10 protein-coding genes are annotated in these 13,344 nt (G+C 43.5%); 8 read left to right on the top strand and 2 right to left on the bottom strand.

Annotated elements, in window-relative coordinates; translation table 11 throughout:
- Positions 1-101: 101 nt before the first annotated feature.
- The 6 genes from RM347_RS19435 to RM347_RS19410 all read left to right on the top strand — a co-directional run bounded on the left by RM347_RS19435 (position 102) and on the right by RM347_RS19410 (position 9,802).
- Positions 102-800: a hypothetical protein gene (locus tag RM347_RS19435; protein ID WP_322718604.1), complete on the top strand. Its 699-nt coding sequence runs from the start codon at positions 102-104 to the stop codon at positions 798-800.
- A 191-nt stretch (positions 801-991) separates the two neighbouring features.
- Positions 992-4,774: a CHAT domain-containing protein gene (locus RM347_RS19430; RefSeq protein ID WP_428850581.1), complete on the top strand. Its 3,783-nt coding sequence runs from the start codon at positions 992-994 to the stop codon at positions 4,772-4,774.
- A 70-nt stretch (positions 4,775-4,844) separates the two neighbouring features.
- Complete coding sequence (locus RM347_RS19425) at positions 4,845-6,530, top strand: M14 family metallopeptidase (RefSeq protein WP_322718606.1); 1,686 nt, start codon at positions 4,845-4,847, stop codon at positions 6,528-6,530.
- 27 nt (positions 6,531-6,557) lie between these two features.
- Positions 6,558-6,698 carry a hypothetical protein gene (locus RM347_RS19420; protein ID WP_322718607.1) on the top strand — a complete coding sequence of 47 codons (141 nt, stop codon included), beginning with the start codon at positions 6,558-6,560 and terminating at the stop codon, positions 6,696-6,698.
- 202 nt (positions 6,699-6,900) lie between these two features.
- Entirely contained in the window at positions 6,901-7,368 is a 468-nt protein-coding gene (locus RM347_RS19415) for a GNAT family N-acetyltransferase (protein WP_322718608.1), read from the top strand.
- A 718-nt stretch (positions 7,369-8,086) separates the two neighbouring features.
- Positions 8,087-9,802, top strand: a complete 1,716-nt coding sequence (locus tag RM347_RS19410) for a fasciclin domain-containing protein (protein ID WP_322718609.1) — start codon at positions 8,087-8,089, stop codon at positions 9,800-9,802.
- 219 nt (positions 9,803-10,021) lie between these two features.
- On the opposite strand, the gene RM347_RS19405 is transcribed toward RM347_RS19410, so the two are convergent.
- On the bottom strand, positions 10,022-10,687 hold the full coding sequence (locus tag RM347_RS19405) for an O-methyltransferase (RefSeq protein ID WP_322718610.1): 666 nt from the start codon (positions 10,685-10,687) through the stop codon (positions 10,022-10,024).
- Between the two features lie 67 nt (positions 10,688-10,754).
- Here RM347_RS19405 and RM347_RS19400 point away from each other — a divergent pair, with 67 nt between their 5' ends.
- Positions 10,755-11,162, top strand: coding sequence for a hypothetical protein (locus RM347_RS19400; protein WP_322718611.1), 408 nt, complete (start codon positions 10,755-10,757; stop codon positions 11,160-11,162).
- Positions 11,163-11,367: 205 nt separating this feature from the next.
- Entirely contained in the window at positions 11,368-12,141 is a 774-nt protein-coding gene (locus tag RM347_RS19395; protein ID WP_322718612.1) for a hypothetical protein, read from the top strand.
- Positions 12,142-12,333: 192 nt separating this feature from the next.
- Here the strand turns inward: RM347_RS19395 and RM347_RS19390 are convergent, their stop codons facing one another.
- Positions 12,334-13,344, bottom strand: coding sequence for an AAA family ATPase (locus RM347_RS19390; protein ID WP_322718613.1), 1,011 nt, complete (start codon positions 13,342-13,344; stop codon positions 12,334-12,336).

The raw sequence follows: 13,344 nt of genomic DNA, 5'->3' as shown, positions 1-13,344 counted from the left end.
CCAATGACCAATGACCAATGACCAATGACTATACGTTTTATTGACTGGACTAACGCCATAGCCCAGTGCGATCGCTACAATTTTAGGATAAGCAAAACTCGATGGTGCAGCAGATGCTCAAGCGGCTATTTCAATGGCTCAAAAAGCTTTTTCAGAGCTTGTTTGGTGGAAAACAGACTGCCTCAAAATCTAGGGAGAATGTGCAAAAAGAACCAGCACCACCCTTAAGCGATACGGATCTGGAATTTCTCTTCACCGAACTCTTGCAAGGAGTACATCAAGCACGAGGAGAAGAGTGGGCCCGGAAGTGGTTGCATAATATTGAACATCGCATCCCAACTGAACGCTGGGTTGAGTGGTTAAAGCGCTTTGGCGACAGATTGCTGGCATCACCTACACCCAATAATGAAATAGCTGCGCGGTTAGTGCAACTGGGTGAGTTGGGCATCCCAGAAATCGGAGATGTTGCCTATAGTATTGGGATGCAATTGTTGACACGCAATCAAGGCGAACCAATTTGGGAATATGAAGGCCCAGATGCTGTTAGTACGACTTTACCCTCTGAGCCAACTGCCCCAGTATCAGAGTTACCAGATGCACCAGAGAACCTTCCGGAGGGAGAATACCAAACTGTCACCCTAGAAGAGTTGTTTGTGATGTTGCAGGAGGATGAAAACTTACGCCAGCAGATTGCTCAACAGCTTGCCGTTGAAACAGATGACCCACAAGTGCTTGTTGAGGCATTGATTAGTCAATTATATCCTGCCGGTCAATCGACTACAGAGCAAACAGAAAATTAACAACTTGGCAAACTCAAGAGTTAAATCTGGGAATTGTAACGTTGTAATACTGTGCTCTTGAAGTTTTGTATATTTTTTGCTAACCTGCTACGGAAGCGCTGTCCGAATCTAATGGATTTTTACGTAATTGATGATTTTTTTAACACAACGATGGCTACAATCTAGAAAAACAAAATCCAAGAGTGTGGCAGATGCTCAGGCGGATATCGCAGTCGCTTAAAAGGTTTTTAAAGCGCCTCATTGCAAGTAAGCAGACTAGTTCTCTCAAGGGTGCGAGAGGACACAATCTGGTGGAGGTACTACCAGAACTAACCAATGCGGATCTGGAACAATTGTTTATCCAATTGTTAGAAGGCGTGCATCAAGCACGAGGACGACAGTGGGCATTGAGGTATCTGCAACGGATCGAAAATCGGATTCCGGCTGAACGCTGGATAGACTGGTTGGTGATGTTTGGCGAAAGCTTGCTAGCTTCACCTACACCAAATCCTCTTTTAGCAACACAGATGGTGCAATTGGGGGAACTTGGTGTCGGCAGAATTGGAGATGTTGCCTATGGTATTGGCATCCGGCTGATGCAAAACTTACCCACACAGATAGAGTATGAGGACAATCAGGCGCAAGATGCCACAGAAACTACTCCTGGGCAAGAACTGATCCGCAATTTCGGCGAGCAGTTATGGGAGTACGATCAGCTAGATATTGTAGAAACTACAACCGATGAAGAAATTATCCCAACTACTCCTGGGCAAGAGCTAATCCGGGATTTGGGCGAAGAGTTATGGGAATATGATGTGCCGGATGTTGTACCAATAATGTCAGCACCCCAAAATGCATCTTTTGAGGAAAGATTACCCGAAAATTTAGAGGAACTGGTATTGGAGTATGAAAGGGAAGACACCCAAACCACAATACTCGAAAATGTCCCTCTCCCGGCAGCGGAAGATTCAATCACCTTGTTAACCCAACTGAGGTTTGAGGATGAAGAAGAAGTTGTTCAAATTACAACACCAGCAAATCCCCTTTCCACTAGACAAAGGACTGAATTAGCAACATCTTCCTCGGTGGAAACCTGGGACAATACTTTGACGAATTTAGAGCCAAATGTGGCTAATACCTTAGATGAGTTGTGGGTGAGGTTGGATCAAAGTACCAATTTAGTCCAGCAACTTGCTTCGGATTTGGCAGTTCAAAGCAGCAATTCCCCTGGTATCATTGAGCGATATAGCGATAATCCGATTACCGAGGCTCAAGGGTGGTTTTACCAAGGTCTAAGCCAAGCGAAAACAGGTGATTTGTTGGGCGCGATCGCATCTTATGACCAAGCTATTGAACTTCAACCAGAATTCTCAGAATATTGGTTTAATCGAGGTTTGACGCTGTTCCATTTAGAACGTTTTGATGAAGCGATCGCATCTTACGAAACAGCCATAGAACTAAAACCTGACTTCTACAAAGCTTGGTACAACCGGGGTGGAACTCTCGGAGAATTAGGATATTTTGAAGAAGCGATCGCTTCTTTTGACAAAGCCATAGAAATCAAACCAGACTACCAAGAAGCTTGGTCTAGCAAAGGTTTGGCGCTGTTGAAGTTAGGTTGGCTACCAGAAGCAATTTCTAGTTATGACCAAGCGCTGCATCTGGAACCAGAAGACCAGGAAAACTGGTATCACCGAGGCATAGCCCTAGCTGTCGGCGAACAATTTGCAGAGGCGATTATCTCTTACGACAGAGCGCTAGAAATTTACCCAGAGTACCACGAAGTCTGGATAGACCGGGGTGTAGTGCTGTTTAATTTAGGAAGGTGGTCAGAAGCGATCGCTTCCTGGGACAAAGCACTTTCAGTTCAAGCTGATTTCTACTTAGCTTGGTACAACCGAGGTATAGCCTTAGACAACTTAGGGCGTAGACAAGAAGCGATCGCCTCCTATCGCCAAGCGATCGCCATTAAACCCGACTTCCACTTAGCTTGGTATAATCAGGCAGTAGCACTGTTTTATTTAGAACAATTTGCCGAAGCGATCGCCTGTTATGACAACGCTTTGCAAATTAAACAAGATTATTGGGAAGCTTGGATTGGTCGGGGAACTGCGATCGGTCATTTAGTAGATTCTGACGCCTTGCTGAATTTGTCGAGTAGTATCACAGCGACAAATCCCGCCTTACAACAGGGTGGCTACGAAGGAAAATTAGCCAGCTACGAGGAAGGGTTAAAGCATCTGCGAACAGATACCCACCCAGAAGGTTGGGGTAGATTGCATTTTGCGATCGCTAATACTTACTACGACCAAGGCAAAAAACATACTAATCCCCGCGATTATTGGCGCAAAGCCGCATCTGAGTATCATCAGGCGCTATTAACCCTGACACTAGAATATTTTCCCCAGTTACACCTAGAGGTTTTGCAATCTCTAAGCAAAGTGCTGATGGGTTTGGGACAAACAACACAAGTTCAAGAATTGCTGCAACGTGGTACAGATTTATTGCGACAATTACTGAGTGAAGAAACTCGCTCAGACGAAAGTAAAAAACAGCTAGCTCTAAAATTTGCAGGCTTTGACCAATTGGCAGTTGATTTAGCCGTAGAGTCTGGTGATTTAGTAGAAGCCTGGGAAATTGCCGAACAAGGTAAAAATGCTTGTTTAAACTGGCTGCTTTATGGCTGGGATCGTAATGTTTACTCGCCTCATTATGGCGCAATTCAACAACTATTCAATCCCACAACAGCAATTATTTACTGGCATATTAGTCCGGTTGCCCTACATACATTCATTCTCAAAGACCAAGCGCCATCACCGATTCTCCTCTTTACACCCATGCAAGATGCTGGGGCAATACCTTTAGGAGAAGACGCTATTCGTCTAAACGAATTGCCCCTACCTGAAGCAGTACAACGCCTAATTGAATTTGAAACTTGGCTAGAAGATTGGCATCAACAATACCAAGAATATCGCAGCACGGCCCAAGACAAAGAAAGTAAAAGCCAGCATTCTTGGCGAGTTGATATGGAACAGAAGCTGTTGCAACTGTATGAAATCCTGAGTATTTCCACAATTGCACAGGAACTTGAAGGCATCACCCAACTGGTTTTAATTCCTCACCGTGACTTGTACAGATTGCCCATTCATACCCTTTTCCATCTCTCTTCGCCATCGCCAGAAGAGTTGCCAAATGTAGAGTCAAATTTCACCGTCACCTATCTGCCTAGTGCTCAAATAGGTTTATCAATAAAAACTGAAGATATTTGGCAGTGGCAAAATCAGTTATTGCTCAGTGTTGAACATCCTGAAAGTACAGGCTCTTCCGCACTTAAATTTGCCAAGCTGGAGTCGGAAGTTGTTAGCCAGATGTTCAATAATATCCAACGAATTCAGGGAGCAGAAGCTACAAAAACTGTTGTCGAAAACGCCTTATTTGATAACTACAACATCTTGCATTTTACAGGTAATGTAACTAATAATTTGGCTGAACCCAAAAAGTCAGAATTAGCATTAGCAGGTGAAGATAAACTTACTCTAGATGAAATCTGCCAACACAATTTAGCAAGTTACAATCTTATTACTCTCTCTGCTTGTGAAAATTTTAGTGCTAGCAACCACACTACTAGTAGCGAATATGTGAGTTTAGTTACTGGCTTTATAAATCAGGGCGTTCCTCATGTAGTGAGTACTCTTTGGAGTGTAGAATCTTCAGCTAGTGCCTTGGTGATGATCGAGTTTTACCGACGATTACAGCCTAATAAATCAGCAGTTACTGCCTTAGCTGAAGCAACACGATGGCTGAAAGAATTAACTGCTGGTGAACTAACAAAATGGTATGAAGATATTTTGAATAATCTGCATCCTGAAGAAGTAAGAATTCAAACTTATTTAGCGACACAACTATATAGAAATAGTAAAATGGCATCAGATAAAAATCTTTATAATCATCCTTACTACTGGGCGTCATTCATAATTACGGGTAAGCCGAATTAAAATAATTCGTAATACTCGCCTCCGGCGAGAAGTAAGCTACGTAATTAGTAATTGATAATGGGGGTTTATTATGCCAGATGTTCGGTTTGATAAATACTATCGTTATGAAGACTTGACACGTATTCTGCATAGTTACGCCGAGGAATTCCCCCAACTAGTACGCATAGAAAGCATTGGCAAGAGTTACGAAGGACGTGACATCTGGCTATTGACAGTTACCAACTTTGCCACTGGTGCACATCAAGAAAAACCTGCCCTCTGGGTTGATGGCAACATCCACGCCACTGAACTGGCACCGTCAAGTGTTTGCCTATACTTCTTGCAAACATTAGTTACAGCTTACGGTACTCATTCAGAAATTACCCGTTGTTTGGATACCCGCACCTTCTACATTTGCCCGCGTGTTAACCCTGATGGTGCTGAGTTGGCATTGGCTGACAAACCGAAATTTATTCGCTCTGGTACCCGTCCTTATCCCCATGATGAGGAAGGTAATGACGGGTTAGTGATGGAAGATATTGATGGCGATGGTCGGATTTTACTGATGCGAATCCTCGATGCCAATGGGGCTTGGAAAGTCTGTCCCACTGAACCACGCCTGCTAGTGCGACGTGAACCAACAGAAACAGGTGGTCAGTATTATCGTGTACTACCAGAAGGAAAGATAGAAAATTATGACGGAGTTCAGATTCAGATTCAGCGTTCTAAGGAAGGGCTAGACTTAAACCGGAATTTTCCATTTCTGTGGCGGCAAGAATCTGAGCAATCTGGGGCTGGCCCCTATCCGACATCTGAAACAGAAGTGCGCTCGCTCGTCCAGTTTATCAGTACCCATCCTAATATTACAGGAGCGATCGCATTTCACACCTTCAGCGGTGTTCTCATCCGTCCTTACACCCACCTCAGCGATGATGAATTCCCTGTCAATGACCTGCGTACCTATCAACGCATCGGTGCAAAAGGCGCTGAACTCACCCAATACCCAGCCATCTCCGCCTTTCATGATTTCCGTTATGACCCCAAAGACGTAATTACAGGTACATTCGACGACTGGGCTTATGAATACCAAGGTCTATTTGCCTGGACAGTAGAAGTTTGGAGTCCGCAGCGCCAAGCTGGAATTACTGATTACAAATACACTGATTGGCAGCGAGAACACCCTTTAGAAGATGACTTGAAGTTGCTGCGCTGGAACGATGAAAAACTCGCAGGTAAAGGCTACGTAAATTGGTATCCCTTTGAGCATCCCCAACTTGGTCAGATTGAACTAGGTGGCTGGGATACCATGTACGCCTGGACAAATCCACCCCCTGAGTTTCTAGAGAAAGAGATAGCCCTTTTCCCGGAATGGCTAGTTTGGCATCTGTTAATCTCTCCTCGTTTAGAAATTTATGAAGCCAGTATCCACAGCTTGGGTGATGATACTTATCGGGTGCGATTGGTTGTGCATAACACAGGCTGGTTACCCACCAATGTCACCCAAAAAGCCTTAGAAAAAAAGCTGGTGCGGGGCTGTATTTGTGAAATTGAACTACCTCCTGGTGGAACTTTAGTAACGGGTAAGCCCCGTGAAGAGTTAGGTCAATTAGAGGGACGAGCCTACAAGCCTTCAACTCCCATTAGACGGCACAGCGATCCTACCAAGGATCGAGCGAAGGTGGAATGGGTGGTGCGTGTGCCTCAAGGTAGCACAGTTAAAGTACTAGCTCGTCATGAACGTGCTGGAGTTGTTCGCACTGAACTGACATTTGCATGATTTGATATCAAGTCCGGTTAATCACTGATGATTACTGCATCTGTGCAAAAACTTGAAAATTCGGCGTTGCAGAGAAAGCGGGATGATTTGGCAACTTCTAAAATTCCTCCCCTGCTTCCTCTGCCTCCCCAAGATGAAGTCAAAAGTAAAAAGGCAAAAGAGAACTGATGAAGTCTTGAAATTTAATTCTTAATTCTTTTCTTTTTACTTTTTACTTTTACCTTTTGACTTACTAGCCTCTGCCTCCCCTGCTTCCTCTCCCCTGCCCCCTGCCGTCTAAATGATAAGTCTTTACCTGGACACGATATGACATTTGGGGAAGACGCAAATTGTCAAACATACTTCCTGGCATAATTACTTTAATACAGCTTTGTCTAAACCCATAATTGCCGTTCGCCTGATTACACGCGACGAACTTCCCCAACTTCTGGCGTTGTATCAGCACCTAAATCCTGTCGATGCGCCTCTACCTAACGATCATGTTTTACAATCCATCTGGGATACGATTTTACGCGATCCCCGTTTGTATTACATTGTGGCTGATATTGCTAACCAGTTAGTAGCAACATGTAATTTAACCATTATTCCCAACTTAACGCGTGGCGCACGTCCGTACGGCATTATTGAAAATGTTGTCACTCACGCCGATTATCGACAACAGGGCTTGGGTACGCAGGTGCTACATTATGCCTTAGCTTTAGCATGGCAGCAACAGTGTTACAAAGTGATGCTTCTGAGTGGCTCAAAACGCGAGGAAACCTTGCAATTCTATGAAAAGGCAGGGTTCAAGCGGGGAGTAAAAACCGGGTTTGTTGCCCTACCGCCAGAGGACTTATAAGCAGAACTAATACAGATTAGACATCTTCCCAAATCCTAGTTTATCTATGGGTTCCTTTTCATAAAATAGTCTTTGGTAAAAAAAATAATTTCTAGGAGAAATCTTGGCGCAATCATGCTCTAAATTTTTGATTGCGATCGCTAATTTTCAGTCTAGTATTTTCAAATTTACCATCAATGGACAACTATCTAAAGAGTGAAACTTTTGCCTCGATATCCAGCCATTAGTTAGTTGTATATTTTTGATAAAAGATTAATAATACAGCATATCGGCAAGACAGATTTTATTTCTTAAATGTTGCTAAAGATCATGATGCATTGAGCTTGACGGCATTAACCCTCATCGGCAATTATAAAGAGACGGCTATCAAAAGCCAATTGTTTTACTGCTTGACTGCAATTTTAGAACTGAATAAAATCGCCTACTTGCATTAATTATCTTTATTGTTGCAACATATCAGATTAACTTATTAGCCATGTTTTTGGGTAGTTTAATCTGCGATTTTTTAAAAAACAAATAGGAACCCTATACAGTATTATGAGATGTCAGAGTAGTTACTCATAATGTTCCACATTTTTATTTTCCAGAGTTAACGGGTTTCATTGCTGGTTTCCATATCGAGGCGAACCAAATAATCATCTGGATATTTGTATTCACTTAACCTTGCATCCAGTATTTTCCAATAGTCAACCCAAGAAATTGAAAAGAGGATACTTCTATGTCTAGTTTGTTTCGTTGGTCATCAGCAAAGGTTGCTTTGCTAGTTCTGGGAATGACAGCTGCGACAATAGCTCCCATCGTAATTTCTACACCAGCTTCATCTCAAACTACTGTTCCATCTGATACACCATCTGCTACACCATCACCAACTCCATCTGCTACACCATCTGCTACACCATCACCAACTTCAACAACTAACTTGTCTGATGTTTCCTCAGATTATTGGGCGCGTCCCTTCATTCAAGCCCTAGCTGACAATAACGTGATTAGTGGCTTTCCTGATGGCACCTTTAGACCAAATCAACCTGTAACTCGTGCTGAATTTGCTGCCCTAATTCAAAAAGCTTTCGGTAACCAAAACCGAGTTCGGCAATTAAGTCAAGGTGGATTTAGTGATGTTCCTGCTGGTTATTGGGCGGCTTCTGCAATTCAGCAAGCTTACGAAACTGGATTTTTGTCAGGTTATCCTGGGAACGTGTTTAGGCCAAATCAAGAAATTCCGAGAGTGCAAGGGATTGTTGCTTTAAGCAATGGCTTAGGTTTATCTGGTGGCGATACAAGTACTCTCAGTACTTACTACAACGACGCTTCAGCTATCCCGGACTATGCTGTTACGAGTGTGGCAGCAGCAACACAAGGTAATCTTGTTGTCAACTACCCGAATGTGAAACAACTCAATCCGCAACAGTCCCTAACTCGGGCTGAAGCAGCGGCATTTTTATATCAAGCTTTGGCTAAACAGGGACGGGTGCAACCTATTGCTAGCAATCTTCCAGCTAGTCAGTATATTGTCGCTGGAAGCGGTACTCAAACCGGTACTGATATTGTTTCTCTTGCTGCATCCAGTAATTCTTTTACAACTCTAACTTCTTTATTAAAGACAGCCGGTCTAGCAGATATTCTTCAACAGCCCGGTCCTTATACCGTCTTCGCTCCCACTAATGATGCATTTGCTGCTTTGCCTGCTGCTACTTTACAACAGTTACAGCAACCAGAGAACAGAGAAGCATTAGTCAAGATTTTGAGATATCATGTGGTTCCTGGTGCAGTAACTGCTAGTCAACTCACGGCTGGGGAATTGGCAACCGATGAAGGAAGACCTGTAAATATTCAAATCGATTCCGCTAACAATCAAGTCGCGGTGAATAATGCCAGAGTTCTCCAAGCGGATGTTAAAGCTAGCAATGGTGTCATCCATGCAATTAACCAAGTCCTAATTCCGCCTGATGTTAACATCAGTCAGTTAAATCAGCCACCAGGAAGCACGGACGGAACACCCGATGTTACAGCAGGTAGAGCTACTCGTGGTGGCAGAAGCTATATCGGAGGTGGTGGTAATATTGGTTTGAGCGGCAACGATACAGCTTTGAGCGATAGTAACTTTGCAGTAATCAGTAAAGTTGGTCTGACAAACTATCTATCAGTGCGACCATCGGTGATCTTTGGGGACGATACAATATTTTTGGTTCCCTTAACTTTGGATTTTTCTCCACGTACAGCAGGTTCCGTGGGTGAACGAACCTTTGCTATATCTCCTTTTGTAGGTGCTGGCGTAGCAATTGAAGCTAATCTGGATACTGATATTGGATTACTGCTAACTGGTGGTGTAGACGTTCCTGTAGGTTCTCGATTTACGGTGACAGGTTCCGTAAATGCTGCTTTTCTGGATGATACTGATGTAGGGCTACTATTGGGAGTTGGCTTCAACTTCTAAGTCAATAGAAATAGAACACCCAGTAGGGGTGTATATATTTGCGCCCCTACTTTACTCCAGTAAATAAAAAACAGTTGTAGCAATTCAGTGATTTCCAGAAATTAAATTATCCCATTTTTAGAGCGAAGACGACGATCGCATTCTTCCCCCCCTGCTTCCTCTGCTCCCCCTGCTCCCCCTGCTTACACCGCGATGGGACATTTTTTTAGTTAGAAATCCCTAAGGTCGTTTGATGGCTAAAGTAAGTCCATCGGCGATGGGCACAAGGGAGAGGGTTACCCGTTCGTCATGATGTAACTTTTCGTTGAGTGCCCGGATTGCTTGGGTGCTTTCATCTTGATTGTGCGGGTCAGCAACTTGTCCTGACCATAAAACATTATCGATAGCAATCAATCCACCTGGACGCACCAATTGTAGCGATCGCTCATAATATCCATCATAATTTTCTTTATCAGCATCAATAAAGGCAAAATCAAATGTCTCGGCTTGCCCAGTTGCCAATAGCCGATCTAATGTTTCCAAAGCTGGTGCTAATCGGAGATCGATTTTATTGGTAACTCCGGCTTCCTGCCAATATCGCCGAGCGATCGCAGTAAATTCTTCACTCACATCACAAGCGATAATTTTCCCATCAGCTGGTAGTGCCAAAGCTACAGAAAGTGAGCTATAACCCGTAAACACTCCAACTTCTAGGGTTTTCTTCGCTCCAATTAACTCCACCAAAAGTCTCATCAACTGCCCTTGTTCTGGTGAAATCTGCATTCCACTTCTAGGATGACTGGCGGTTTCTTGGCGCAACTTCCCAAGAATCTCTGGTTCTCGCAGCGAAACGGATAAAAGATAATTGTAGAGTTGGTTATCAAGACCTATAGACTGTTTTGGCATGGTAGATCGGAGAATTGAGAGAATCTACAGTTATACTATCGCTGATAAGTGGAATCTCAGGAAAAACATGGTGCGGTTAGTTTTGACAGCAATCTTGCTGGTACTAGTGACAGCTTGTGGCAGTATTGGACTGCTACCAACTAGCGATTTAGTGCAAAAAGCGATCGCATTTGGGCTAGAACAAACTCAAGAAAAACTTAGCCAACAGTTGGATTTAGATTTTCAAGGATTTGAAATCAAGCGGCTATCAATTACCCAGGAACAACCCCTGACGATTGAAAATTTACCAGCTTTCAGGGTTCGGGGAACCTACGATTTGATTGTTAAGCTACCAAAACGGCGCTTGACGCAACCAAAAAAACCCTTTGACCTTTACTTGCAAATTCAGCAAGAAGGTAAAACCTGGCGACTGCTACTTCCAGAAAAAGGTAGTAAAGATACTCAACCAATTTGGCGTAGTTATCTCATCCAATAGCTGGAATGTGCAACTAGAAAAACCATCACAATCATGTCTGTTGCTACTTTTGACAAAAGGGTAGCAAAGATACTCAACCTAATTGGCGTAGCTATCTCGTTGAAAAGCTGGTGTGTGCAAAGAGAACAACCATCACAATGATTTACGTATAACTGCTGGGATAGCGTCATGATCAAAGTGATAGTTTCACTGGAGACAAGGCAATATGTATATCAACTTTTTCATTAGTTCCATTGTTGGAATTGTGGTTCCGGTGCTGGTGGCTTTTGGCTTACTGCAATGGTTGCACATACCTACAGGTAACTTTCTTGATTGGGTGATTGGTGGTGCTAGTTTTTGGTGGCTGTTGGTAATTGTTACCGTCCCGTGGAATGTGCATTTTCAAGCTAAAGAAGTCTTGGCAGAAGCAGCACAATCAACTGAGAGAGGAATTCCAGTCGATGAGAAACAAGTGAAGTATGTCACAGTGTTGGCAAAGCGATCGCTCTGGGTTGCGATTGCTTTACACTTATTCTCTGCCGTTGGTCTTTATACCCTTGCTGTCACTGGTATTAGTACGGTGGGGTATATAAGTTCTGGTGCAGCTTTGTTATTAACAATTCTCCGTCCAGCGATTCGGGCTTATGAGTATTTATATGCGCGGTTAGCGATGATTCGCCAAGAATGGAAGTATCCGCGCGAAGATATTTTTGAACTGCGCGATCGCTTCTCTGTATTGGAACAAAAAATCCAGTCATTAGAAGATCAACTCAACCCAGAACAACCCTATTCTTTATCTGCAACTCAACAACGCTTTGCCGAAGAGACTCGTAGAGATTTAGCTCGAATTGCGGCTAACTTGGAAGAATTACGCGCAACAAATCAAACTGAACATGAGCGTTTGGCAAGAGAAGCCAGAAATGCGATCGCGCAACTTTCCACCGACGGGCAATTTCTCGATCATGTCCGCGAAATTATTCGATTTTTTAAGACAGCTTAATTATTGCTCTAAGCTCTTCTTCAAAACTATACCTATCAACCGTTTCAGTCTCAATACGGTTCAGTTAAGTGCTAAAAACTAAAACTGACGTAGGTTGGGTTGAGGAACGAAACCCAACATTTCTGAGGCTTTGTTGGGTTTCGCTGTCGCTCAACCCAACCTACTATTCCTCTTAACCCAAGCGTATTGGTTTCAGTCTGATTTTAAATTAAGTAAGAAATCCCGGAAGCTGGAATGATAAAGACTGTAACGGATTTCTCCATCAATTTCCTGGAGTGTTAAAAACTCACGCCAATTTTCCAGAACTTCTTCAACATCGTATTCATCAGCATCAATTGTACTAGCGATGCTTTCTGCTGATATGACTGATGAAACTTGCACTAACACACTCAGCACAGATGATTTCAATTCCCTCTCTTGGCTTGGCGAATTAGGGGGAATCATCTTGTGCAAATGCTGCTGATAGTAAGCCTCTAAACCAGGAGGAAGTTGTTCAAACTCCTTAGAGATAGCAGGTAAAATCTGGCTGAGGTACATGAAATTGTTTTCGCTTTTGGCTATTAGCTGTGCTGTGAGTTCTTCGTCATTGTTGACGTATTGCCGAATATATGCTTCTACATCTTCCCGGTTTTGTTGTGGGTATGCTGCTAAGTCGAGAATTTCGGAAGGTGCTTCTATCAACAAACCCGATTGTTTTCGCACATAAGGACGACGGGTGAGAAGGAAATAGACGCCACGCGGGAGATATCTGGGAAGATAAAAGAGATTTGAGCCTGGGGTTTGGTTGGTGCGATCGCCAGCATCCAAGGCATCAATAGCAATGATAAACTTTTGCTGAGGTTCTAGTTTGTCGCTGACTTGCTGAAGGAACGAAGGTAGAGACGCGAATTTTTGCGTCTCAATTTGCGTGCAGATAGTAGCAATAAACTCCTCAGCGCGATTTTTGCCTGGGAGTTGGGCGTTGTAATAGAGAACGTGGGGATTTTCGGTGACGTACTTGGCGAGGATGGCACTTTTGCCGCTACCGGGTGCGCCAATTATGGTAAAGTAACCCCGGTTGTGGCGCTGGAGAAAGTTGGATATAGCGGTGAACACGAAGACGCGACCAACAAAGTTTTGACTTTTTTCGAGAATGACTTGTTGAAATTCTGTTGGGTAGGAGGGGGAATTGATTGGCGTTGGGGGTCGAGGTGAAGTGTTCAT

Origin of the sequence: Nostoc sp. ChiQUE02 (assembly GCF_034531305.2) — a bacterium.
GTDB lineage: Bacteria > Cyanobacteriota > Cyanobacteriia > Cyanobacteriales > Nostocaceae > Nostoc.
This window is presented reverse-complemented; position numbering and strand designations above follow the sequence as displayed.